General features: G+C 50.5%; 23 protein-coding genes and 1 tRNA gene. 13 read left to right on the top strand and 11 right to left on the bottom strand.

The genetic code is table 11. The features are described 5' to 3' along the window. The first annotated feature begins 15 nt into the window (after positions 1-15). From EG028_RS08445 to glsA, 3 genes are read left to right on the top strand one after another with little or no spacing between them, the layout of a single operon-like run. Positions 16-1,476 carry an amino acid permease gene (locus EG028_RS08445; protein ID WP_120516336.1) on the top strand — a complete coding sequence of 487 codons (1,461 nt, stop codon included), beginning with the start codon at positions 16-18 and terminating at the stop codon, positions 1,474-1,476. Positions 1,477-1,511: 35 nt separating this feature from the next. After that, on the top strand, positions 1,512-2,810 hold the full coding sequence (locus EG028_RS08440; protein ID WP_120516337.1) for a DcaP family trimeric outer membrane transporter: 1,299 nt from the start codon (positions 1,512-1,514) through the stop codon (positions 2,808-2,810). A gap of 21 nt (positions 2,811-2,831) precedes the next feature. Next, positions 2,832-3,824, top strand: a complete 993-nt coding sequence (gene glsA, locus EG028_RS08435; protein WP_120516338.1) for a glutaminase A — start codon at positions 2,832-2,834, stop codon at positions 3,822-3,824. A 135-nt stretch (positions 3,825-3,959) separates the two neighbouring features. On the opposite strand, the gene EG028_RS08430 is transcribed toward glsA, so the two are convergent. Next, a complete protein-coding gene (locus EG028_RS08430) occupies positions 3,960-4,847 on the bottom strand; it encodes a 3-hydroxyacyl-CoA dehydrogenase family protein (protein ID WP_120516339.1) in 888 nt (295 codons plus the stop codon). A 167-nt stretch (positions 4,848-5,014) separates the two neighbouring features. Next, entirely contained in the window at positions 5,015-5,653 is a 639-nt protein-coding gene (locus EG028_RS08425; protein WP_120516340.1) for a carboxypeptidase-like regulatory domain-containing protein, read from the bottom strand. Between the two features lie 109 nt (positions 5,654-5,762). Here EG028_RS08425 and EG028_RS08420 point away from each other — a divergent pair, with 109 nt between their 5' ends. Continuing rightward, positions 5,763-6,830, top strand: a complete 1,068-nt coding sequence (locus EG028_RS08420) for an Mrp/NBP35 family ATP-binding protein (RefSeq protein WP_120516341.1) — start codon at positions 5,763-5,765, stop codon at positions 6,828-6,830. A 288-nt stretch (positions 6,831-7,118) separates the two neighbouring features. After that, complete coding sequence (locus EG028_RS08415; protein WP_120516342.1) at positions 7,119-7,748, top strand: FMN-binding negative transcriptional regulator; 630 nt, start codon at positions 7,119-7,121, stop codon at positions 7,746-7,748. Positions 7,749-8,110: 362 nt separating this feature from the next. Here the strand turns inward: EG028_RS08415 and EG028_RS08410 are convergent, their stop codons facing one another. Together EG028_RS08410 and EG028_RS08405 are read right to left on the bottom strand one after the other, a co-directional pair. Continuing rightward, entirely contained in the window at positions 8,111-9,481 is a 1,371-nt protein-coding gene (locus tag EG028_RS08410) for a Gfo/Idh/MocA family protein (protein WP_120516343.1), read from the bottom strand. 50 nt (positions 9,482-9,531) lie between these two features. Next, positions 9,532-10,395 carry a sugar phosphate isomerase/epimerase family protein gene (locus EG028_RS08405; RefSeq protein ID WP_120516344.1) on the bottom strand — a complete coding sequence of 288 codons (864 nt, stop codon included), beginning with the start codon at positions 10,393-10,395 and terminating at the stop codon, positions 9,532-9,534. A gap of 115 nt (positions 10,396-10,510) precedes the next feature. On the opposite strand from EG028_RS08405, the gene pyrF reads away from it, so the two are divergent. Continuing rightward, positions 10,511-11,311, top strand: coding sequence for an orotidine-5'-phosphate decarboxylase (pyrF, locus tag EG028_RS08400; protein WP_120516345.1), 801 nt, complete (start codon positions 10,511-10,513; stop codon positions 11,309-11,311). A 132-nt stretch (positions 11,312-11,443) separates the two neighbouring features. Here the strand turns inward: pyrF and EG028_RS08395 are convergent, their stop codons facing one another. Then, the gene (locus tag EG028_RS08395) at positions 11,444-11,884 is read right to left on the bottom strand and encodes a YciI family protein (protein WP_162946430.1); all 441 of its coding nucleotides are present in this window, start codon (positions 11,882-11,884) and stop codon (positions 11,444-11,446) included. Between the two features lie 79 nt (positions 11,885-11,963). Between EG028_RS08395 and EG028_RS08390 the strand changes: the two genes are divergently transcribed. Both EG028_RS08390 and EG028_RS08385 read left to right on the top strand, forming a co-directional pair. Beyond that, complete coding sequence (locus EG028_RS08390; RefSeq protein ID WP_120516347.1) at positions 11,964-13,142, top strand: acyl-CoA dehydrogenase family protein; 1,179 nt, start codon at positions 11,964-11,966, stop codon at positions 13,140-13,142. 21 nt (positions 13,143-13,163) lie between these two features. Further along, positions 13,164-14,144 carry an FAD:protein FMN transferase gene (locus EG028_RS08385; RefSeq protein ID WP_120516348.1) on the top strand — a complete coding sequence of 327 codons (981 nt, stop codon included), beginning with the start codon at positions 13,164-13,166 and terminating at the stop codon, positions 14,142-14,144. 57 nt (positions 14,145-14,201) lie between these two features. Here EG028_RS08385 and EG028_RS08380 read toward each other — a convergent pair whose 3' ends face one another. The 4 genes from EG028_RS08380 to EG028_RS08365 form a co-directional block, all read right to left on the bottom strand. Further along, the gene (locus EG028_RS08380) at positions 14,202-14,822 is read right to left on the bottom strand and encodes an outer membrane beta-barrel protein (protein ID WP_120516349.1); all 621 of its coding nucleotides are present in this window, start codon (positions 14,820-14,822) and stop codon (positions 14,202-14,204) included. Positions 14,823-14,848: 26 nt separating this feature from the next. Continuing rightward, positions 14,849-15,490: a DUF4136 domain-containing protein gene (locus EG028_RS08375; RefSeq protein WP_120516350.1), complete on the bottom strand. Its 642-nt coding sequence runs from the start codon at positions 15,488-15,490 to the stop codon at positions 14,849-14,851. Between the two features lie 332 nt (positions 15,491-15,822). Next, a complete protein-coding gene (locus tag EG028_RS08370) occupies positions 15,823-16,443 on the bottom strand; it encodes an HAD family hydrolase (protein WP_120516351.1) in 621 nt (206 codons plus the stop codon). A gap of 160 nt (positions 16,444-16,603) precedes the next feature. Then, entirely contained in the window at positions 16,604-17,953 is a 1,350-nt protein-coding gene (locus EG028_RS08365) for a DUF2130 domain-containing protein (RefSeq protein WP_120516352.1), read from the bottom strand. Between the two features lie 533 nt (positions 17,954-18,486). On the opposite strand from EG028_RS08365, the gene EG028_RS08360 reads away from it, so the two are divergent. From EG028_RS08360 to EG028_RS08350, 3 genes are all read left to right on the top strand, one after another. Further along, entirely contained in the window at positions 18,487-18,681 is a 195-nt protein-coding gene (locus tag EG028_RS08360; protein ID WP_120516353.1) for a type II toxin-antitoxin system HicA family toxin, read from the top strand. Between the two features lie 30 nt (positions 18,682-18,711). Further along, entirely contained in the window at positions 18,712-19,098 is a 387-nt protein-coding gene (locus tag EG028_RS08355; RefSeq protein WP_120516354.1) for an XRE family transcriptional regulator, read from the top strand. A gap of 121 nt (positions 19,099-19,219) precedes the next feature. Then, complete coding sequence (locus EG028_RS08350) at positions 19,220-19,615, top strand: hypothetical protein (protein ID WP_120516355.1); 396 nt, start codon at positions 19,220-19,222, stop codon at positions 19,613-19,615. Between the two features lie 223 nt (positions 19,616-19,838). Here EG028_RS08350 and EG028_RS08345 read toward each other — a convergent pair. Beyond that, positions 19,839-19,922, bottom strand: a tRNA-Leu gene (locus EG028_RS08345). Between the two features lie 52 nt (positions 19,923-19,974). Then, entirely contained in the window at positions 19,975-21,117 is a 1,143-nt protein-coding gene (locus tag EG028_RS08340; protein WP_120516356.1) for a sensor histidine kinase, read from the bottom strand. Between the two features lie 125 nt (positions 21,118-21,242). Between EG028_RS08340 and EG028_RS08335 the strand changes: the two genes are divergently transcribed. Both EG028_RS08335 and EG028_RS08330 read left to right on the top strand, forming a co-directional pair. Continuing rightward, the gene (locus EG028_RS08335) at positions 21,243-22,283 is read left to right on the top strand and encodes a glycosyltransferase family 2 protein (protein WP_120516357.1); all 1,041 of its coding nucleotides are present in this window, start codon (positions 21,243-21,245) and stop codon (positions 22,281-22,283) included. Positions 22,284-22,343: 60 nt separating this feature from the next. Continuing rightward, complete coding sequence (locus EG028_RS08330) at positions 22,344-22,544, top strand: hypothetical protein (protein WP_120516358.1); 201 nt, start codon at positions 22,344-22,346, stop codon at positions 22,542-22,544. The last annotated feature ends 313 nt before the right edge of the window (positions 22,545-22,857 follow it).

Genomic DNA, 22,857 nt, shown 5'->3' with positions numbered 1-22,857 from the left:
ATCTAACTGATTGATATGGCATCTGAAAAATCAAGGATCACCACGGCGCAGCTGGCTTTAATGACGGCTGCCGCGGTGATCTCCCTGCGGGGCCTGCCCATGATGGCAAAAGAAGAGCTTACCATGTTCTTCTATATCGGCTTCGCTACTTTTCTCTTCCTCATCCCCGCGGCGCTGGTAGGCGCGGAGCTTGGCGGAGCCTTCGCCAGCAAAGGCGGCGGCGTGTACACCTGGATCAAGGAAGCGTTTAATCAAAAGCTCGGCTTCCTCGCGATATTCCTGCAATGGATACAGAACGTGGTATGGTACCCTACTGTGCTGGCGTTTGCCGCGGCAGGCATCGCGTATATGATCGGCAAGCCGGAACTGGCGCTGAATGGCAAGTTCGTAGGCGCATTCTCCATTGCCATCTATTGGTTCGCCACCTGGATCACTTTTAAAGGAACGGAAGTGATCTCGAAAATTTCCAGCCAGGGTTTCCTGATCGGCACCGTGCTCCCCGGCGTCACCGTGATCGTGCTGGCGGCCATCTGGGTGGCGCAGGGCAACCCGGTGGAATTCCTCAACGTACCGTCTGAACAAACCACATTAGTGCACGAAGTGAGCGGGCGCATCCATCCCCGGCTGATACCGGGCATCCAGGGTATGGGCGATATCGCCTTCCTGGCGGGTATCCTGCTATTGTTCGCGGGCGTGGAAGTGCACGCGGTACACGCGCAGGAGCTGGATAAACCGCAATCACAATTCCCGGCGGCCATCTTTCTTGCCGCGCTGATCTCCTTTGCATTGTTCACACTCGGTTCACTCAGCATGGCGGCCATGCTGCCGTACGATAAGATCGACCTGCAGGGCGGTCTGCTGGTGGCTTTCGACCAGGCATTCGCAAGACTGGGCGTGCCCTGGATCACCAATGTCATGGGGGCGCTCACCGCATTCGGCGTAATGGCGGGTGTAATGTCGTGGATATCTGGGCCCAGCCGCGGTTTGCTGTGGACGGCCAAAGACGGGCAGCTGCCCACTTTCCTGGCCTATACGAACAAAAACGGCGTGCAAAGTCATATCCTGATCGTACAGGGTTGTATCGTAACAGTGTTGTCCTCGTTGTATTTCGTGATGGACGATGTGAACGTGGCGTTTTTCCTGCTCAGCGCACTCACGATCGGTCTGTATCTCATCATGTACATGATGATGTATGCCGCCGGTATCAAGCTGCGATATTCACAGCCCGACCTGGCCCGGTCCTATAAAGTGCCCGGCGGCAATACGGGTATGTGGATCATCGCGGGCGTGGGTTTCCTGGCCGTGGCCTTCGCGTTTGTAGTCGCGTTTTTCCCGCCTACGCAGCTTCCCGTGGGAAGCCCGGCGTTTTATGTGGGCGTGGTAATGGCTGGTACTGCCATATTCGTGGCGGCGCCGTTTGTGATCAGCGCTTCCATAAAAAAGAAACCGGCCGCGAAAACGGGCAGTACACCATAACTGAGCACGGCTTCCAACCCCTAAAGTTTGATCTTATGAAACCGTATAAAATATCCTTCTTAAAACGATACACGGGCCTGATACGGGGTGTTTTGCTACTGCCCTGCATCCTGCTCTGCCAGGCCCTGCACGCGCAGGATCCCGCCACACAAAGCAGGCTGGACAGCCTTGACGCGCGCCTTCGCCGTCTTGAACTGCGCATCAGCCGCTACAGTCCCGAAGCGCGCTCGCAAACGCGCAGTGCCATAGAATCCGGCAGGTACGGCGGTTTTGTGGTGTCGGACAATAAAGGCGTGTCGCTTGAAATTGGCGGCTACGTCCAGTTCGACGCTATTCATGATTTTCACCAGACCACCAATCACGACGCATTTCAGCCCAGTACCATCGTGATCCCAAACGATCATAAAACCAATACATCCTACACCATCCGGCAAACGCGTTTTAATTTTATCGGTTCGGTGCCATTGGGAAAACATACGCTCAAAACCACCCTTGAGTTCGACCTGTTTAACCCCAACGGCAGCTCAGTACCGCGCTTGCGGCATGCCTGGGGCGAGTATGGAAGATTGGGCGCAGGGCAATACTGGAGCAACTTCATGGACATCGACGTTTTCCCCAACACCCTGGATTACTGGGGGCCGAATGCCATGGTGTTCACCCGGCAGGTGCAGATCCGTTTTACACAGCCCGTCGGCAAAGACACCAAAATTGCCATCTCGCTGGAAAACCCGAGCGGGAATATTACCGTCCCCACCGATTCCGGTTATAACAGCCTTACGCAGATACCCGACGCCGTGCTGAGCATCCGTCACGACTGGGGCGGAAATCATGTAAAGATCGCAGGCGTGTTTCACCCGCTCACCTACGAAATGCCGGACAAAGACCGTAAAAGCACCCCGGGCTGGGGGGTGAATATTTCCGGTACTTTCCAGCTGGAAAAAAGCAAAGACAATTTCGTGTACCAGGCCGCCTACGGCGAAGGCATTGCGAATTATTTTGACGACATCGGCGGAGACGGGTACGACGGCATCTGGCAAAGCCCCGCGCAAAAATTGCGTACCGTGCCGGCCCTTGGCCTGATGGGATTTTACGATCACTGGTGGAGCGACAAACTGAGCACAACGGTGGGCTGGGGATACCTCACCCTTAAAACCAAATCATACCAGCCGGGCACGGATTTTAACATGAGCCAGTACGGCGTGGGGAACCTCATTTGGTACCCCAATACATTCATGAAAGTAGGATTGGAATACTTATACGGATACCGCAAAAATATCAATGGGATGAGTGCGGACAATCACCGCATACAATTCTCCACGATGTTCAAATTCTAAACCCTCAAAAAAATATTTGCTATGAAACGCTTAGCAATACTCCTGTTCTCTACCCTGCTGATCACGGTCACTTCCTTTGCACAGAACTACAACGAACTGCTCAAAGAAACCCATGAAAAGTTCAAAGGCCTGAACGGCGGAGCGAACGCGGATTACATCCCCTTCCTCGCCAATGTGCCTTCCAATCTCTTTGGCATATCCATTGTAACAGCCGATGGCAAAGTGTTTGAGGCCGGCGATACAAAATATGAGTTCGGCATAGAATCTATTTCAAAAGCATTTGTGCTTTGCAAAGCCATGATGGAAGTAGGCCCGGACAGCATCGCGCATGCCATCGGCGTAAATGCCACCGGCATGCCTTTTAATTCGGTGATCGCGATAGAGCTGGAAGGTTATTCGCCCGTGAGCCCGCTTGTGAACGCAGGCGCCATGGCTACGAACAGTATGATCAAAGGCCCGAATAAAGACGCACAATGGCAGATCGTGCTGAACCACCTCAGCGATATGGCGGGCAGGCCGTTGAAAGTCTTAGATGAACTGTATAAATCAGAAGCCGCCACCAACCAGCACAACCGCGCCATCGCCATGCTGCTGGACGCATACGGTCATATGTGGGCGGACCCGATAGACGCCTGTGACAGTTATACCAAACAATGTTCCGTAGGTGTAACCGCCAAAGACCTTGCTGTGATGGCCGGCGTACTCGCCAATGGGGGCGTGAACCCTATTACGAAAAAACGTATTCTTGATGAAAAGTATGTGCCTAAAATACTGGCCGTGATGAGTATGGAAGGATTGTACCAGACCTCGGGCACCTGGCTGTTCCACGTAGGACTGCCGGGCAAAAGCGGCGTAGGCGGCGGTGTGATAGCCGTAGTGCCGGGCAGGATGGCCATTGCGGCATTCTCTCCCCCGCTGGACCCCGTGGGCAACAGCGTGAGGTCTATGGCTGCGATCAATTATATCTCAGAAAAATTAAACTTGAACCTGTATAGTTCTTCTTCAAAGAAATAAACTTTTACGATATCCTTCATGAAACTAAAGCCGGGTGGAGTTTCCCGGCGTTTGCAAAGCGGATAAAAAATAGTGATTTGATATGGGATTTGATAGCGTAACCCGCCAGGCAGTATGCCGGCGGGTTACAACATTTTAGAGGAAACGGTCACTCACTACCAGGTCTTTGCTGCCGGCAGTGTATTTGTAGAATCCTTCACCGCTTTTGGCGCCGAGATAACCGGCAGTCACCATATTCACCAGCAGCGGGCAGGGCGCGTATTTCTGGTTGCCGAAGCCGTCGTACAACACACGGAGGATGGACAGGCAAACGTCCAGGCCGATAAAGTCCGCCAGCTGTAAAGGCCCCATGGGATGGGCCATGCCTAGTTTCATCACCGTATCTATTTCTTCCACGCCCCCTACACCTTCGTACAAAGTATAGACTGCTTCGTTGATCATCGGCATGAGGATGCGGTTCGCAATAAAACCGGGGTAATCGTTCGCCACGCAGGGCACTTTTCCCAGTTGTTTTGAAAGGTCCGTAATATATTCCGTCACGCTTTTTTCCGTGGCATAACCGTTGATGATCTCCACCAGTTTCATGACCGGCACAGGGTTCATAAAGTGCATACCGATCACTTTGCCGGGCTTCTTTGTGACCGCCGCGATCTTTGTGATGGAAATAGAGGAGGTATTGCTGGCCAGTATTACTTCCGGGCCGGTATGTTCGTCCAGCTCGCGGAATATTTTCAATTTCAGGTCCACGTTTTCCGTAGCGGCTTCCACCACGAGGTCCACGCCCTGCACGCCCGCCGCGAGACTGGTAAAAGTATGAAGATTCGTAATGGTCTGCTGTTTGTCCGCCTCTGTGATGGTTTCTTTGGAAAGCTGGCGGTTGAGGTTGCGGACAATGGTATCCAGTGCTTTGTCCAGCGCCTGCTGGGATACATCGATTAGGTGAACGGAAAACCCGTGCTGGGCAAATACGTGGGCAATCCCGTTGCCCATGGTGCCGGCGCCGATCACAGCTACTTTCTGCATAGAAGATTTATTTTGGTGATTGTTCAATGAACGGCAATTTAAGGAAAAACGGGTTCCAAGCCGCATGAAGCCACCGGGTGCACGGGATGATGTTATGGGAAAGCCGGTTGTTAAACAGTTGCCGGCCTTTCAGGTGCGTAAATCTTTATGAAGTCTTTGAAAAACGTTTAGTCCTTCCGTTTGAAGTCCCCCCGTTTCCAGGATTCGATGAATTGTGCCCAGGCGAGCGGGTTGAAGATATTCTGCGGCGGGACCTGCCCGGCGTAGTAGAGGGATTGCTGCTGTTTCTGCATAAACACGTTGTAGGCGCCGCCGCCGTCCACAGGTATATACCTGGCCATGGCGCGTAGTTTGGCCTGCTCATTGTTTTTACGGGCCACTTCGTACATATCGTTCGGGATGTTCATATCCACGAACATCTTTTCAAATTCACGTTTGTTTGGATAAGGATGGATAACCGTTTCGGCGAGGTACATCGTGTCCTCGGTCATCAGCTGGATCAGGGAATAGCTGTTACCGACCAGTTCGACGGGGATCTTATAGTCTTTTCTGCGGAAACCTATGGCGCTGAAAAGCAGGGTATCCCCTTTGAACGCCACGATGGAAAAAACGCCCTGGCTATTGGAAATAGTACCGCGGTTCTGGCCCTTTACAAGGATGCTCACGGCCGGGATGGCGCGCAGGCTGTCCGCGGTCATGGTGATACCGGAAATCTGTATAATGCTGTCTTTGAATGCTTTCAGTTGTGCTTTGAGCAAAAAAGGCAGGAACAGCAGGGAAAATAGTATGATCAGTTTCTTATGCATGCAAGGACTAAGATATATGTTACCACCCGGAAACACGAATATAAAACCAACAAATTAAACATCATTTTAGGTTAACTTTGCAGATCGGAAACAATTTTAACATCAATTTATGATCACAAAAGAAAAGGTCCTCGAGGCACTGTCAAATGTGGAAGAACCCGATCTGGGTAAGGATTTGGTGACCCTTAACATGGTGAAGGACATTGAGATCGACGGCAATAAAGTAAAATTTACGGTAGTACTGACCACCCCGGCCTGCCCGCTGAAAGAAATGATAAAAAACGCCTGTGTGAACGCGATCATTCACCTGGTGAGCAAAGAGGCGGAAGTAGAGGTAAAAATGACCGCAAACGTAAGCTCCAACCGTAAGGACGGCAGATCCCTGCTGCCGAACGTTAAAAATATCATCATGGTGGCCTCCGGCAAAGGCGGCGTAGGCAAATCCACCGTAGCGGCCAACCTGGCACTCGCTCTCGCGCAGGATGGCGCCAAGGTAGGCCTGATGGACGCTGATATTTACGGTCCTTCCGTTCCTATCATGTTCGGCGTACGCGGCGAAAGACCCATGATGGTGAACGTGGAAGGCAAAGGCATGATCGTGCCGATGGAGAAATACGGTATCAAATTCATGTCCATCGGCCTGCTGGTGGATGAAAAACAGGCCATCGTGTGGCGTGGCCCCATGGCCAGCAGCGCCCTCAAACAATTTGTGAGCGATGTGTACTGGGAAGAACTGGATTACCTGATCATCGACATGCCTCCCGGCACCGGTGATATCCACCTGACATTGGTGCAGACCGTGCCCGTTACCGGCGCGGTGATCGTAACCACCCCGCAGGACGTGGCCCTGGCTGACGCCAAAAAAGGCATCAGCATGTTCAGCAGCCCGCAGATCCGCGTGCCGATCATCGGCCTCGTGGAAAACATGGCTTATTTCACGCCCGCTGAGCTGCCGCAGAACAAATATTACATCTTTGGCAAGGAAGGCGGTAAAAGACTGGCGGAAGAGCTGGAAATCCCCTTCCTGGGACAGATACCCCTGGTACAAAGCATCCGCGAAGGCGGTGACGAAGGCGTGCCCGCTGTAGCAGGAAACGATGCCGTTACCAAAGAAGCGTTTGCGGAGTTCGCAGGCAATACCGCCCGCAGCATCGCTATGCGCAATGCCAACAAATAGAGCCGACAAAGATCGTAGAGATAGTTGTCTAAAAGCGGAGATTCAAAAAGGTAAATTTAAATTCATAAAAAGAACTGGGCAGCTGTTTTTTGAGGCAATGGGCACAGCTTTTTACGAATTTAAATTTACCTTTTTGAACTCCTACGGCCTTTAAGCCCAAAGGGGGGATGAGGTTTGTTTTGAAATGCCGGATTATCCAAGCCCTGGCTGTGATTGTGTTTCCTGACTGCGTTCTGTGATTGTTTTCCTTGGCCTTGATTTATTTCCCCAGTACTCAAATTTTAGCCTATGTATGCTCCCCGCCTTCACCAGGAAACAGATTGGAATAACATCGCGGAATTTATCCGGAAACATAGCTTCGCGCTACTCATCAGCATACAGGACGGGCTGCCTGTCGGTACGCACCTGCCTGTGGAGCTGGAGGAAAAAATGCCCGGAGAATACGTGCTGCGGGGGCATATTGCCAATGCAAATACCCAGTCCGCCACCTTCACCAGCGGCCAGACCTTCCTGACGGTATTCTCAGACCCGCACGCTTATATTTCATCTTCCTGGTACGAAAAAGACAAAATCCCCACCTGGAATTATATTGCGGTGCATATATACGGCACCCTGCGCATCCAGAGCGAACAGGAACTGACCGAATCGCTCACCGCCCTGATGAACAAATACGAAGCCGCAAGCGCCCACCCCGTAAGCATTTCAGACATCGGCGAAAAAGAACTGCACAACAATCTCAAAGCCATCACCGGTTTTGAGATCACGATCACCCGCGTGGATACCCGCTTCAAACTAAGCCAGAACAAAAACGAAAAAGACTACGCCAGCGTGGTACAACACCTGCAAAACGATCCCAACTCCCAGTCACAGGAAATCGCCGCCGAAATGCTCAAACGAAGCGGAGATTTAAAGAAATAATTTAAAATTTCCTAAAAAGAACTGGGCATTGTGGCTTCAGGGCTGTGGGCACAGCTTTTTACGAAATTTTAAATTATTTCTTTAAATTCCTACGGCCTCTAATCCAGGGAAATGAGAGGGTTTGTTGCTGGAAGAAGTCTCCCCCGCCCATGCAAAAGCGGAAAACGCTACCTTAATTAACCAATTTCTCCTGCTCCCCACCCAAACACTATAACTTTCAACGAAGTCAAAAAAAGAAGGGCTGGTTCAAATTGTATGTTTTAAGAAAATACTGTGCCCATTGCCCAAAAGAAACAACGCCCAGTTTATTTTCTTAAAACATACAATTTGAACCAGCCCACCATGGAGAGGAAAGGCGGAAATTATAGTGTAAACACCTTCCCTCCTACGATTACGTCTTGTTTGGTTTCGTCGAATGTTGCTTTTAAACCGGTCCTGTAAGCGGCTGTGCCCATGATCAGCGCGATGGAATGGGAATAAGCGGCTTCTATCGGTGCGTTTGTTTTAACGTCCTGTTTCCTTACGCATTCCATCCAGTTGCGCACGTGTGCGTTCGTGGTGTCGTCTCCGCCTGTATTTGCGCCGGCTTCTACGGCAGCAGCAGATATGCTTATGTCCATGTCGGGGAGGAGGTTGGCTTTCATGCCCATTTCTTTGGCTTCTCTTTCCCTCAGGCCGCCGGTGGGGCTGATCTTATTCGTGCTCATATCGATCATGCCGCCGTTTGAGTAATAAAGTTCTTTTGTGCCGCCGGCTGAGTTGTGGAAGCGGGAACTATACACTACCTGGAAGCCGGTGGCGGGGTCGTTTTCAGGACCGTAGTCGAATACGGCGGTGAGCGTGTCCGCATTGGAGCGTCCGTCTTTCCATTGGTAGATGCCACCGTTTGCCACTGCGCTGCGGGGGTGTTTGAGGCCGCTGAACCAGTGTACAGTATCTATCTGGTGCGTCATCCACTGGCCGAAGATACCGGAGGAATAAGGCCAGAAAAGGCGGAATTCAAGATATTTGCGCGGGTCCCAGCTGTCTTTGGGGCGGGTGCAGAGGAAACGTTGCCAGTCCACATCGGATTCTTTGATGGTGCCGGTAAGGTCCGGCCTGCGCCAGCGGCCGGGCTGGTTTACATTCCAGGTCATTTCCACCATGGTGATGGGGCCAAATTTGCCGTCCTGGATGAACTTTGCGGCGGAATGATAGCTGGGGCCGCTCCTGCGCTGCGTGCCCACCTGGAACACCCTGCCGGATGCTTTTACAGCTTTGAGGGCCATACGGGCGTCCGCCATGGTTTCCGCGAAAGGTTTTTCGCAGTACACATCCTTTTTGTTGTTGACTGCTTCGGTGGTATGAAAGGCATGCTGGAAGTCCGCCGTGGCGATCATAACAGCGTCAAGGTCTTTTATTTTATACAGTTCGTCATTGTTCACACAGGTCTGAACGCTGTGCCCCAGTTGTTTTTCGAGGATGGCTTTGCCTTCGTCCCTTCTCCTGTTCCAGATGTCGGATACGGCCACGATATCGAAATTCAGTTCTTTATGATTGTTCATAAAGCAAGGCATGAGCGCCTGGCGGAAACGGTCGGAAAACCCTACCACGCCTACGTTTACCCTGTCGTTCGCGCCCATGATGCGTGCATAGCTGCTGGCCGGCATCCCCATTGCGCTCAGGGCAACGCCTGCGCCCCCCATCAGGGAAAGCCTGAGGAATTCGCGGCGGTCCTTTTTTACTTCAGTCATATGGATCTTTTTTTGTTGTGAGTGCTGTGTATGTGTGCTTATTGTTATGTTTATTTATATGCTTCCGCCAGTTGTTTTTGCAGGTAAACGAGGGCGGGCTTGCATTCTTCCGCTATGTTTTTCCAGCTGCATTCCATGGTAATACGGCCTTTGAAGTTGGCTCTTTTTAAGGCGGCGAGGTATGGCGTAAAATCTTCCGGCAAAGTGCCCGGGGCGCGGCGGCCTTCTTTTTCGGCAATGTGGCAATGCACAAGCCAGGGCGCCGCTTTTACAATCCGTTCCGGGTCTTCTCCTTCTTTTTTCATATGATAAATGTCCGCGGTGATCCTGAAATTGGGATGGTTCACGGCTTTTACGATCTCGGTGACGATCTCCAGGGAGTTGATAAAATTGTCTTCGGATTTGTTCAGGTTTTCGATGGCGATGATCCTGTCGTATTTCGCAGCCACTTCCGCCATTTTACGGGAGATAGCGATCAGTTCTTTCAGGGAAACCTGCGGGTCCATGCCGTCCAGCAGCTTGCGGGATCCGGCGCTGCCGAATACGATGAGTTTGATACCGGCTTCCCTGGCGCGGAACATCAGGGTGTCCACATACCCGAGTATTTGTTTTTCATCCGCTCCGGGGCCGAAGAGACGTATAGTGCCGGGTAAAAACAGGTTGCAGGAGCGTACTTCGAGCTTCATGGCTTTCAGGCTGGCCAGCTGGCGGCGGTAGGTGGAATCTTCCACGCCGGGGGCCAGCAGTTTGCGGGCGGATTCTTCGATATAAACAAAACCGGCGCTGCTGAGCAGGCTGTCATTGTCAAAAGAAGTGGCAACGCCTATCTGTGGTAGTTTTACCTCCTGCGCATTCGATTGCAGAAAAGACACAGCCGAAACGAATAACAGGCTAAACAACGCGCTTAATTTCATGGGAATCTAGTTTTTACATACCGTGGTGAAGCAAAAAATAAGCACTTAAATCGGAAAATCAAAATGGGGATTTGGTAAAAATGCCGGAAATTCGCTCCTAATTGCAAATTATACTATGAATAGACAGGAATTGGTGCAGCTTATCAGGGACAGGCGGTCTTATTTATGTATCGGCCTCGATACGGACATTCACAAGATTCCCAAACACCTGTTATCCCACCCCGACCCGATGTTCGCCTTCAACAAGGCTATCATCGACGCTACAAAAGACCTTTGCGTTGCATATAAGATCAACACAGCTTTTTATGAATGCCAGGGCATCCGCGGCTGGGAAAGCCTGCAACGCACCGTGGAATACATACCGAAGGAAATTTTCACCATTGCGGACGCCAAACGCGGCGACATCGGCAATACCTCCTCTTATTACGCCAAAACCTTTTACGAAACATACGGCTTCGATTCCGTGACGGTGGCGCCTTACATGGGGCATGACAGCGTGCAGCCCTTCCTCGGGTTCCCCGAAAAATGGGCGATCGTGCTCGGGCTCACCTCCAACGTAGGCAGCGCTGATTTCCAGATGCAGCCGCTGAAAGATGAAAAACTTTACGAAAAGGTAATACGCACCTGCGCTTCCTGGGGCTCACCGGACAATATGATGTTCGTGGTAGGCGCCACACAGGCGGACGTGGTGGCGGATATCCGCAAGATCGTACCGGACCACTTCTTCCTCGTACCCGGCGTGGGCGCGCAGGGCGGCAGCCTGAAAGACATTTCTGAAAAAGGGATGAACAAGGAAGCAGGCCTGCTGGTAAACGCCAGCCGCGCCGTGATCTATGCCGGCAACGACGAAAGATTTGCGGACGATGCACACGCCGCCGCCCTGCAATTGCAGAAAGAAATGGCGGGATACCTGTAAAGGACAAAAAAGATTGAATGAATACCAGGAGCGCTCTGTAACACAGGGCGCTTTTTTTATGCCGGGAAGGTGAGTAAATGCTTTACCACAAACGGTTTATGAAAATAATATAGACACCTGGCGGTAAAAAAACTACCGGAACAGGCAGTTCTTCACAGTCCACCAGGGTTTGATCGTGTATTTCAGCCTGCCGGTCATCACGGCGGTGTCCGCATTGATGAGCGCAACCGCCTCCAGGCTGTCTTTACAATCCATAATGAAGATCCCCCGGAGATTGTCATCTCCCCTGAAAGGCCCCGCCGCCAGCAGCTTTCCGTCAGCCGCCAGTTTCCGGATGCCCGCAATATGTTTTTCCTGGATAAGCGCCGTGCTGGCCGGATCCTGCTGCTGATTCGGGCCGGTTTCGAGGAATACCATCCAATACTGTTTTACTTCCGCCTGCACCTCCGTGTCTATACCGGCAACAGAATGACCAGTTTCAGATGATTTGATCCGTGAAAAACGGGAAGAAAAACTGGCGATCACAAAAGTCAGGAACACCGCCAGCAGGAAGACGGGCATCAGTTTGGCCATACAGATCAGATTTGCTGTGCCGAAGTTAGCAACTTTGGTGTAATTCCGTAAATTAGGAGCAGACACAAAATCTTTACCCATGCACCAGGACCTGTTTCAATCGCCGGATTATTACCAACTGGACGAGCTGCTTACCGAAGAACATAAACTCGTGCGCACGTCTGTACGGGAATGGGTAAAAAAAGCCGTCACCCCCGTGATAGATGATTATTGCCAGCGGGCCGCGTTCCCCAACCATATTTTGCAGGGCCTTGGAGAGCAGGGCTGTTTTGGCCCGACTATCCCTGTGGAATACGGCGGAGGCGGCCTGGATTATATTTCCTACGGCCTGATGATGCAGGAATTGGAACGGGGAGACAGCGGCGTGAGGTCCACCGCCTCGGTGCAGGGCTCCCTGGTGATGCACCCCATTTTTACCTATGGCAGCGAGGAACAGAAAAGCCGTTTCCTGCCCAAAATGGCCACCGGGGAGATCATGGGATGTTTTGGGCTCACGGAGCCGGACTTTGGCTCCAATCCCGCCGGAATGCTCACTTACTTTGATGACGACGGCGATCATATCCTGCTGAACGGTTCCAAAATGTGGATCTCCAACGCGCCATTTGCGGATATTGCCCTCGTTTGGGCTAAAGACCCGGAAGGAAGAGTGCGCGGGGTGATCGTGGAACGGGGGATGGAAGGATTTACCACGCCAGAGACGCACAATAAATGGAGCCTGCGCGCCAGCGCCACCGGCGAACTGGTGATGGATAATGTACGGATACCCAAAACGAATATATTGCCGGAGGCATTCGGGCTGAAGGCGCCTCTCTCCTGCCTTTCCAGCGCGCGCTACGGCATCGCCTGGGGAGCCATCGGCGCGGCCATGGATTGTTACGACACCGCCCTGCGTTATTCGCGGGAAAGGGTACAGTTCGGCCGGCCCATCGGCGGATTCCAGCTGATACAGAAAAAACTGGCCGAAATGATCACCGAGATCACCAAGGCGCAGCTGCTCAACTGGCGGCTGGGCGTGCTCAGAAACAACAATACAGCCACTCCCGAGCAAATATCCATGGCCAAACGCAATGCCTGCGAAACAGCCACCCACATTGCCCGCGAAGCCCGGCAGATACTGGGAGCCATGGGCATTTCCGGCGAATATCCCATCATGCGCCACATGATGAACCTCGAAAGCGTACTCACCTATGAAGGTACCCATGAAATACACCTCCTCATCACCGGTATGGATATTACCGGGCAGAATGCATTTTCCTGATGTTTTTACTAAATTGTACGCATGAAGGGTTTATTATTGCTGCTAAGTATATGCTTCACCGTTAGCACTTCCGCTCAAAAGGCCATTACCCTTTCGGGCAAAGCACAGGGCACTTATTATGTAATTAAATATCTCAGCCGGGATACCACTTCCCTGCAACCTGAAATAGATGGCCTCTTCAGACAGATAGACCGTTCCCTTTCCCTGTACGTGCCCAGCTCGCTGATCAACCGGTTCAATAAAGGGGATAAAGTGATGATGGACGATCATATGCGCGCCGTGGTAAAAAAAGCGCAGGAAGTATCCCGCATCACGGACGGCCTGTTCGACATCACGGTAAAACCATTGGTGGACCTCTGGGGTTTTGGCGTGGAGCGGCATACCAACGGGAAACCTTCCGAAGACGCGATCAAACGTACACTCCGGCATGTGGATTATCAAAACCTCACGCTGCGCTCCCGTTACCTGATCAAAAAAGAACCGGGCGTGGAGATAGACTGCAACGGCATTGCCCAGGGATACACCTCGGACGTGATTGCGAGGTTCCTGCTTTCGCGCGGTATTTCCAACTACCTCGTGGATGTGGGCGGAGAACTGGTGGCATTGGGGAATAATGAAAAAGGACTGCCCTGGAGCGTTGGCATCGAAAGGCTGCAACAGGGCGAGGGAAAACAATCCCTGCTGATGATGACCAGCGGTGCGGTGGCCACCAGCGGCAATTACCAGCGTTTCTTCGACGAAGGCGGCACCCGCTTTGCGCATACCATCAATCCCCGTACCGGCGAAGCCATTCACAACAACATCATTACCGTAACCGTTACCGCACCGGACGCCATGACGGCGGATGCGTATGACAACGCACTGATATTGCTCGGGGTGGACAAAGGGCTAGAATTTATCCGCCACCACCCGAAACTGAAACTGGGCGCTCTGTACATCTACAAGGATACGGACGGGCAGGTACGTGAAAAATATTCCGAAGGATTCTTTGAACAACGGTAAAAAAATGGGGCCGCCCCCCGGCGGCCCCTCACTCTCACATGTTCCGTTGAATTGTGGTTACTGGATATGGAACTTCACTCCAATGTTTGCTTGTATCGAGCTGAAATTTGAAATCTCGTTCACTTTAAATGGCGCGTAGTTATACTGCACGTTCGCGTTCAGCATAAAAGGCGAATATTTCCCGAAAGGCACGTTGACGCCCAGCTCCGGGCTCACCTGGAACGCCCATTTGTTTTCCTGTTCCACGAACTCACCCCAGTACTTCTCGTAGTTCATGTTGGCGGTACCCACACCCAGGCCTGCGTAAGGGATCACCCTTGCATCAGCGGGGGCCAGCGAATACTGCACGGTGGCCAGGATAGGAATGGTTTGCAGCGTACGCGTCTGCACGGCGCTTACATCTTCACCTTTACCGGGATAAACGGCGCGGGGCACTCTTTCATAAAAATCGTTGAAACCTGTTTTGAGACCCAGGCTCAGGCGGTCGTTCAGCGCATACTGGAACCCGACAGTCCAGCCGCGGAAGCTCGTATTTTTGGCATAGTCGCTGAGGGAGCCGAGCGGCTGCGCGATGGAATAATTCACGTTAAAGGATACCGGCGGCCTGCTCTGGGCAAAAGCGCTGCTCACGCCCAGCGAGCCGATCAGTACGAGTATAATGGTTTTGATACTTTTCATTTTTCTTCGTTTTAAGCTTTCACCAATCAGTTAGATGCTTTCAGATACTGGCTCTGCTCAAATACTGTCTTGAGCATGGACTCGATATTGCTGCCTGTCCAAACACCGGTACCACGCAGCTGCGCGTTCCATATGGCGGTAAGCTGGTTGCCGTGACTGGCTGCATTTTTCAGGTCTACAAGGTCTACCGCAACAGATTTTTCGTTGTAACGGAATACCGTGTAGTAGGATGGGAACCAGTAATTCCAGCCGGGGTAACCCCAGTAGCCGGTATCCCAGTAGCCGGGCCAGCCGGACCAGTAGCCGGGATCATAACCTACGGAAGTGGTGGTATTATCGATCCGGCTCACGTTCATGGCCAGGTCCGGCTTTGCGCCTTTATCCACCAGCGTGTAACCGCGCGCCTGCATGGAAGCTTTTAGCGTGGCCAGCAGGTTCTGATCGTAGGTGGTCAGTTCCTTTGCCGCGCCTTCACGGTTACTGATGACCGCAACGGAATCTACTATGCTGAAAGTTTTGTAAGAAGAGAAATTTGCTTGCTCATCGTAATTCGTAACATAAATACGGGATTCTTCAGCCGTCATGTCGTTGAGCGGATCCTTCCTGCAACTGCTTACAAGCATTACCCCGGCAGCCACCACACTTAAAATCAATCCTGTTCTTTTCATATGTGTTTCAATTTAATCGCTGTTATATGGCCGGTGATGCAGTCCGTTCTCAACTCTCCCTTGTCCTGCTCCTACTCTGCATTACTATCAATTTGATAAACGGACTAACATCATCATTTCAATTCACCATATCAAACATCACATCCGGCTTGTCTTTTATTGAACGCTATAGACAGGCGAATGTTACTGTTGGTTTACAGTAGAAAAGTTAAAATAGCTATAAAGAAATGTTAAAGCAAAACCGCCCGGAAGGCGGTTTGCATAGGGGAATAACGATATATATTCTCGAAAATAAATGTTATGTTTTCACGTTATGTAGAAGAGAAATCCGGTCAATTCAGGATACCGCGCGTGGATAGCTCCTGTTGCAATTGTTCCGCATTCAGAAAATGAATGGACTCGATACCGAACTCTTCCGCGGCTTTTACATTCCTGAAATTATCATCAATAAAGATGGAAGTGGATTTATCTACGTTGTACCGGTCGAGTAATAACTGATAAAAATCAGGTTGCGGCTTGCGGATCTTTTCCTTGCCTGATACTACTATGCCATCGAACCATTGCAGGAACTGGTATTCCATCAGCGCGATGGGAAATGTTTCGTTACTCCAGTTTGTCAGTGCGTATAATTTAAACCGGCCGCTGTCTTTGAGTTGTTTCAGTATCCGGACAGTTTCGGGAATGGGGCCGCCCAGCATTTCTTTCCACCTTCCATAAAAAGCGCGTATCTGTGCTTCATATTGCGGATGCTCCGCGATCAGCAGCTCCGTACCTTCCTCCAGGCTGCGGCCTTCGTCCTGGGTTTCGTTCCAGTCTGAAGTACAGATGTTCTGCAGGAAATGGTCTACTTCTTCCGGGGTCGTAAATATCTTGCTGTACAGGTAACGCGGGTTCCAGTCAACGAGCACTGCGCCCAGGTCGAATATAATGGAATGGTAAGCGTGGTTTTTCATCTCGTAGTTCTTTACCTTTTAATTTTTGTCTCCGATGGACCTCCTTCGCCGGTCTGTTTTTTATGTTACCGGATGGAACCAGTTTTCACAACAGTAAATGTATTGCACGGTTTGCTGCCATGCAAGGCTTTATATCAATTTTTTTTCTAAAATATCGGGTCTATTCATCCGGTGACTGCCCGGCGCCGGACAGCAGGGCTTCCGCCGCTTCGTCCAGCAACTGGAGGTCCACCGAGTCGCTGCCGGCGATCCCTTCTATGGAACCTTTGATGTGGGCGGCGTTGAGCAATACTTTTTCCAGTTGTTTTTCCCGGGCTTTCCAGAGTTTCTCCATGGCTTCGCGTTCTTTCTGGATAGAGGCTTTCATCGCACGGAAACCTTCGCGGATGGCACTCCATTGTTCGGCAAATTCGCCGCTGGTGAGGTAATGGTACAGCAGGTGCATTTTATCGCCTTTGTTCTCCTGGTTTTTGGCAGAATTGTAAATCTTCATGATGGCATCGCGGAGCACGTAGGTGAGGCTTTTTACTTCATGAAAAGTACAAACCCATATGCCTTCCCGTTCACCGAACTTGTCCATGTCGCGGGGCATGGTCTGGGTAACGAGGATGGCCACATCCGCGCCCTGGCTGCGCATATCCGCTTTCAGTTTTTCGATCCAGTCGCGGGAGAAGTCTTTGGTGCGTTTGCTTTCATAGATGATCTTGCCGCATTCCTGGCCGTACTGGTTGCGCACGGTCTGGATACAATCCGCGCCGCGCACGCCTTTGCCTACTTCGCTGATGGCGTCGAAGGGAAAGGTAGCCCGCAGCATTTCTTCCAGCGCCAGTTCCTGCACTTCGCCCTGGAGCTGCATGGAACCTTGTTCCGCTTTGCGGCGCATTTCTTCCGCGAGGCGGCGCTGGTCTTCCAGTTGTTTTTCCATTTCCCTGAGGCGCATCTGGTATTCGGTGTCTTTCAGGTTGCTGCGGTCGGCTTCGTCTTTACGGATCTGTTCCACGAGCTGGGCACGTTCTTCCATGAGCCTTTTCTGGAGAGAAAGTTCCAGTTCCTGTTCGCGGTTCTGCAGATCCTGGGCTTTTTTGAGGAAATCCAGTTCGCGCATGCGGGCATCTTTAAGTTTGTCTTCGTTTTCCCGCTGGGATTGCTGGAGCATCTGGAGCTGGTTTTCAAAATCGGCGGCTACATCTTTACGGATGGTAGCGGCCATGCTTTCCTGCAATTTTATTTTTTCGGCCTGCAGGCGTTTGATCAATTCGTCTTCCTGCTGCTGGCGTTGCTGGCTGATCTGTTGGCGGTCCTGGGCAATTTGCTGGCGTTCTTTCTCCATCTGGCTTTTAACGGTCAGCGTCTGCTGTTCTATTTCCTGCTTTTGAGTTTTCAGCTCATCAAGCCTTTTATTCCATTCAGTAGCCATTTTATTACGCATTTCACGTTCAATGTCGGCTGAAAGCGCATCTTCCATAACGAAGTGATGCTTACAGTTCGGGCAGGTGATTGAAGTTCCCATAGTTCACATGATTATAGCCGGTTTAAAGCTCCGGCGACGAAACGCAGTGTATCTGCGTGCGTTATGTAAAGTTAGACGATTTTTCAGTATTCCGTGGTGAGGCGGGCGGCACCTGTGTTGCAAAATTCATTCTTCATTCCAAATTCCGGGATATTCTCTTAAAATCCCGAGAATTTCTCGCCCTCCATTTTCGTGATTTCATCAGCGTCATATTTACATTTGGAATATCGGAATTGGAAACAAAGAAACGGGACAATGGAGTGTTTTTACACACCGCCTGTCGCGATAATTAAATTACTGATTCATTTTGGGGAAACTCAGATATACGGGTACTGTTTCTACGGCTACACCCGGATTAACTAAACATTGTGCATTTCTTCAACTAGTGCATTGGAAAACTTAAAAACAACCCGCTTTTCCTGGCGGGTTTTTTCTTGCCCTAAAGAGTAGATCAGGAGTTAAAAAAAGTAATAAAATAATTACCGTTCAGCAACAATTTAGTAATAAATATATTACCTTTAAATCATGGGGAAATGAGTAAATGCTCCGAAATACTGCGAAGGCTGGAAAGAGCCGGATGGAGAGTATTAAGGCAGGGGAAAGGAAGTCACATCATTCTTGTCCATCCGGACAAGCCTGGTACCGAAATCATCTTTTCCGATCATGGAAGCAGGGAAATAGGAAAAGGCCTGGAAAGGAAGTACCTGAAACAGGCAGGTTTAATTTAGTAATACAAATTTTGTCCTCAAAAACAGTACATGAAAAAAATCGTATTCATCGTAGAGAAAACCGGCACCGGCTATTCCGCATACGCAGTAGATGATAAATTCCCTGTAGGCACAGCCGCGGCCAACATGACGGAACTGAGACAGAATATCCTCGATGCAATGAATACCTGGAGGGAGTTAAAAGGATTACCGGATGTTTCTGAAAAAGATGTGATGATCCGCCTGGACCTGGCGCAGTTCTTTGAATACTACAAAGTGATCAACTCTTCCGCGCTGGCAGAACGTATCGGGATCAGCCAGTCGTTGCTTTCCCAATATGCCAACAGGATTAAAATACCTTCCGAAAAACAGGTCAACCGGATTTTGTCCAGTATAAAGGACCTGGGCAAAGAACTCACACACCTGGAATTAATATAATCAGCAGACGAAGCCGCCCGATACAATGCCCGTACTAAACAAAAAAAGAGCTGTTCCAGAGAAACCGCTCTTAGGCAGGCAGGATGAATTGTTTATACATTTGTGCTAAATCCTCTTTCGTATGAAACCACTGGTTGCCTATTGTCCCACACTTTACTGCTGTCTACTGTTTTTTTGCAGCACTACAGCAAAGGCACAGAATACAAGTAACAAGCAGTATTATATTGATTATTACACAGGTTGCTGGCAAACAAACAATAAGGCAGACGGCAACTTTGTAACAAAATCCGACCTTACATTTCAATGGATAAAGCCTGCAAACAATACTGCCACTGTACCAGATACTTTACGAGGAAGGTGGTGCATAAAATCGGTTTACAGCATTCCATTTAAAACAGACGTCATTGTCCTGAAATTCTCCAGTGGCAAAAAGAAGAAATACCAAATTGGGACTTCTTCTTCTCCCGCGGTTATCTTTTTGCCTGGTGATGACTTCTTTAAAGTTCCCTGTAAATAAGCTGCACTTCCTGTTACTTCACGCCAATTAAAGTCAACAGAAAAGGCGTCGGAATTTATGGTACTCATTTTTATTTTGGTAACGGGAATAGCGAGGCTTCAGGAGGAGTTGCAATATCTGAATACCGATGTCAAAAGAAAAGTCAGGGAAGATATTAAAGTCATAAAAATGGGCTGCCCGTTGTCGAGCAGCCCATAACCGAATCTGTTAGATTCTCATTAGGTGCGGAGGAGGAGATTCGAACTCCCAAGCCCTTTCAGGCACTACCACCTCAAAGTAGCGCGTCTACCAATTTCGCCACCTCCGCGCTTGTTTGTGGGTTGCAAAAATAAAGCCTTTTTGATAATAAGCAAATAAATTTATTTCCGCAGCAGGATCCTGAACGTAGTCCCCTTATTTACTTCGCTCCATTTCACCGTCAGGCGGCCCTTGTGGTAGTCCTGGATAATGCGCTTCGCCAGTGAAAGACCCAGCCCCCAGCCTCTTTTTTTGGTACTGAAACCAGGATTAAACACTTTATCCTGCAGGCTTTTGGGAATGCCCTTGCCCGTATCCGTGATGTCTATGGTAATGTGCGTCAGGTGATTTTCTATCAGCACCGTAATGTCTCCCTTCCCTTCCATCGCGTCCAGGGCGTTTTTCAGCAGGTTTTCCACTACCCAGTCGAACAGGGCGGGGGAAATCATCGCCACCACCTCCTGCTCCGCCGTCTGCAGCGTGAACCGTACTTTCTGGGGGGCTCTTTTCCGGATATAAGCCACCATATTGGCCACCTGCGCCACTACGTTGTGCTCCTCCAGCCTGGGCACACTGCCGATCTTGGAAAAACGTTCGCTGATCAGTTTCAGCCGGTCCACGTCCTTGCCCAGTTCCGTGGCAATAGCCAGGCTCTCTTCCTTGTCTTTCAATATTTCCAGCCAGGCTTCCATGGAAGACAGCGGGGTACCCAGCTGATGGGCCGTTTCCTTCGCCATGCCCACCCACACCAGGTTCTGCGTGGCCCTGTTTGTAGACGACAGCGCAAACAATACGATACCGATGAACAAGGCCACCACCAGCAGCTGGATGTATGGGTAATAACGCACCTGCTTCAGGATCAGTGAGTCACCGTAATAGATATAATAATTCGTTTTGGCATCTATGGCCATAATAAAGGGGGGATGCTGCTTTTTAAACGCAGCGAGCTGGCGGCTGAGATATCCCGGATCGTTCGCCACCTTTACGGAATCCATATTCCGGTCGTCTATGATCTTGCCGTGATCGTCTGTAAGGATCAGCGGGATGGTGGTATTGGTGGTAACAATCACTGATGCCAGGTTGAAGGTCGCGTCCGGGGGAGACTGCAACACCTCGCGGTTGGCTTCCACCCAGGTGGCCACATTCTTTGTTTCCTCGTGCTGGATCTTCTCAGACAGGTTGTTGACAAACCAGATGGTGGTTACAATAATCACTACTGCTACCGCCACCAATGTAAACTTCCAGCCTATATACTGTTTAAACATCAGTTAGTTTATAAAATCACAATCGTTACCGACTGTTAACAATCAACTAATTTAGTAATATTTGGAGGCTTTGTTGCATATTTGCAACGCTAAAATTATTACGTCACGGATTAAACGGAACACTTTTGACAGTATTGCCCTCGGTAGCGGTAGTTATTCTCAACTGGAACGGAAAAGCCTTTCTCGAACGCTTTCTCCCCTCCGTGTGCGCTTCCCGGTATGGCAATCTCGAAATTTACCTGGCGGATAATGCCTCTTCGGACGACAGTGTGGCTTTTGTTCAATCCGCTTTCCCACAGGTAAAGATCATCCGGAATGCTACCAACAGCGGGTTTGCGGGCGGTTACAACGAAGCCCTACGGCATGTGAAAGCCGATATCTACGTGCTGCTCAACCAGGACGTGGAGGTGGATCCCAACTGGATCTCCCCGGTAATAACCCAGATGCAGAGCGATGAACGCATTGCTGCCTGCCAGCCTAAAATGCGGGCTTTCCATGAACCTGAAAGTTTTGAATACGCGGGTGCCGCGGGCGGATGGATGGACATTCTCGGCTACACTTTCTGCCGGGGCCGCATTCTTTACAACACCGAAGTAGATAAAGGACAATACGACAACCCGCAGGACATCTTCTGGGCCACAGGAGCAGCCCTGTTCATCCGTTCTTCCTGTTTCTGGGAAGTAGGCGGCTTCGACCCTTACTTTTTTGCCCATATGGAAGAAGTGGACCTTTGCTGGCGGCTGCAACGGGCCGGTTACCGCATCAGTTTCTGCCCTTCCGCCGTGGTGTACCACGTAGGCGGCGGCAGTTTGCCACAGGGCAATCCCCGCAAACTGTACCTCAACTTCCGGAATAACCTCATCATGCTCTGCAAAAACCTGCATTTCGGCGAACAATGGATCATCCTTACGCAGCGGCATGTACTGGACCTGATGGCGGCTGTAAAAAGCCTTGTTTCCGGGAAACCGAAAGACATGATGGCGATCTTCCGCGCTTACCGCGACTATTACCGCTGGCGCAGGACGGAAGAAAAAAAGATCATCGACACCATCCCCCGCAAGCGGCTCTACGACCTGAACGGCGTATTCCACGGGATCATGATCTGGCGGTATTATTTCCTCAACAAACGCACCTTTTCCACCCTCTGGCACCCCAAGAAGAAATAACGTTCTTATTTGGACTTTGAAAATTTACTTTGTAAGTTTGCAGAGCGAAAAAAATCTAATATGGACCAGCATACAGTTGAAAATACGAATGATTTTACCCGCGATTGGGTAGCCTCCTCCCGTTTCCTGTTTTATCTGAAACTTGCCTGTATTCTGGCGCTTGTGGTGGGTGGCAGCTACGCGCTCTTTACACACCGCTATAAAGGGAAGCCTAAAGTGGCCGTTCCGGAAAGCTCCCTGTATGATCCGAAATACAAATAATTACAGATCAGGATATTATGAAAGCTGCGCCATGCGCGGCTTTTTTTATGCACCAGCCCCTCACATTAAAGATAGTTTTAATTACAGGTGGATTTCCGGTACTTATCCGCTGCCTGTCTGCTACTTAGAGACTGCTTCTCTACTACTATATGAACGCTTTTACCCTGCTTCATGAACGCTTTTACTATGTCTCCTCCTAAATAAGCTTTACAGATTGCGGTAGAAAATATATAGATTCAAACTACCCAATATGAAAAAGAAGCGACAGGGGAAGCCCCCCATTTACGAAGATGCCTTTAAGATATCCGTGGCG

The sequence above is a fragment of the Chitinophaga barathri genome (assembly GCF_003807585.1).
GTDB lineage: Bacteria > Bacteroidota > Bacteroidia > Chitinophagales > Chitinophagaceae > Chitinophaga > Chitinophaga barathri.
Note: the sequence above shows the minus strand (reverse complement) of the source record. Positions and strands in the feature narration are given on the sequence as shown.

Excerpts from the sequence above, each read along its gene's own strand:
- EG028_RS08445 (WP_120516336.1), top strand. The coding sequence starts at position 16 with ATGGCATCTGAAAAATCAAGGATCACCACGGCGCAGCTGGCTTTAATG.
- EG028_RS08440 (WP_120516337.1), top strand. The coding sequence starts at position 1,512 with ATGAAACCGTATAAAATATCCTTCTTAAAACGATACACGGGCCTGATA.
- glsA (WP_120516338.1), top strand. The coding sequence starts at position 2,832 with ATGAAACGCTTAGCAATACTCCTGTTCTCTACCCTGCTGATCACGGTC.
- EG028_RS08430 (WP_120516339.1), bottom strand. The coding sequence starts at position 4,847 with ATGCAGAAAGTAGCTGTGATCGGCGCCGGCACCATGGGCAACGGGATT.
- EG028_RS08425 (WP_120516340.1), bottom strand. The coding sequence starts at position 5,653 with ATGCATAAGAAACTGATCATACTATTTTCCCTGCTGTTCCTGCCTTTT.
- EG028_RS08420 (WP_120516341.1), top strand. The coding sequence starts at position 5,763 with ATGATCACAAAAGAAAAGGTCCTCGAGGCACTGTCAAATGTGGAAGAA.
- EG028_RS08415 (WP_120516342.1), top strand. The coding sequence starts at position 7,119 with ATGTATGCTCCCCGCCTTCACCAGGAAACAGATTGGAATAACATCGCG.
- EG028_RS08410 (WP_120516343.1), bottom strand. The coding sequence starts at position 9,481 with ATGACTGAAGTAAAAAAGGACCGCCGCGAATTCCTCAGGCTTTCCCTG.
- EG028_RS08405 (WP_120516344.1), bottom strand. The coding sequence starts at position 10,395 with ATGAAATTAAGCGCGTTGTTTAGCCTGTTATTCGTTTCGGCTGTGTCT.
- pyrF (WP_120516345.1), top strand. The coding sequence starts at position 10,511 with ATGAATAGACAGGAATTGGTGCAGCTTATCAGGGACAGGCGGTCTTAT.
- EG028_RS08395 (WP_162946430.1), bottom strand. The coding sequence starts at position 11,884 with ATGGCCAAACTGATGCCCGTCTTCCTGCTGGCGGTGTTCCTGACTTTT.
- EG028_RS08390 (WP_120516347.1), top strand. The coding sequence starts at position 11,964 with ATGCACCAGGACCTGTTTCAATCGCCGGATTATTACCAACTGGACGAG.
- EG028_RS08385 (WP_120516348.1), top strand. The coding sequence starts at position 13,164 with ATGAAGGGTTTATTATTGCTGCTAAGTATATGCTTCACCGTTAGCACT.
- EG028_RS08380 (WP_120516349.1), bottom strand. The coding sequence starts at position 14,822 with ATGAAAAGTATCAAAACCATTATACTCGTACTGATCGGCTCGCTGGGC.
- EG028_RS08375 (WP_120516350.1), bottom strand. The coding sequence starts at position 15,490 with ATGAAAAGAACAGGATTGATTTTAAGTGTGGTGGCTGCCGGGGTAATG.
- EG028_RS08370 (WP_120516351.1), bottom strand. The coding sequence starts at position 16,443 with ATGAAAAACCACGCTTACCATTCCATTATATTCGACCTGGGCGCAGTG.
- EG028_RS08365 (WP_120516352.1), bottom strand. The coding sequence starts at position 17,953 with ATGGGAACTTCAATCACCTGCCCGAACTGTAAGCATCACTTCGTTATG.
- EG028_RS08360 (WP_120516353.1), top strand. The coding sequence starts at position 18,487 with ATGAGTAAATGCTCCGAAATACTGCGAAGGCTGGAAAGAGCCGGATGG.
- EG028_RS08355 (WP_120516354.1), top strand. The coding sequence starts at position 18,712 with ATGAAAAAAATCGTATTCATCGTAGAGAAAACCGGCACCGGCTATTCC.
- EG028_RS08350 (WP_120516355.1), top strand. The coding sequence starts at position 19,220 with ATGAAACCACTGGTTGCCTATTGTCCCACACTTTACTGCTGTCTACTG.
- EG028_RS08340 (WP_120516356.1), bottom strand. The coding sequence starts at position 21,117 with ATGTTTAAACAGTATATAGGCTGGAAGTTTACATTGGTGGCGGTAGCA.
- EG028_RS08330 (WP_120516358.1), top strand. The coding sequence starts at position 22,344 with ATGGACCAGCATACAGTTGAAAATACGAATGATTTTACCCGCGATTGG.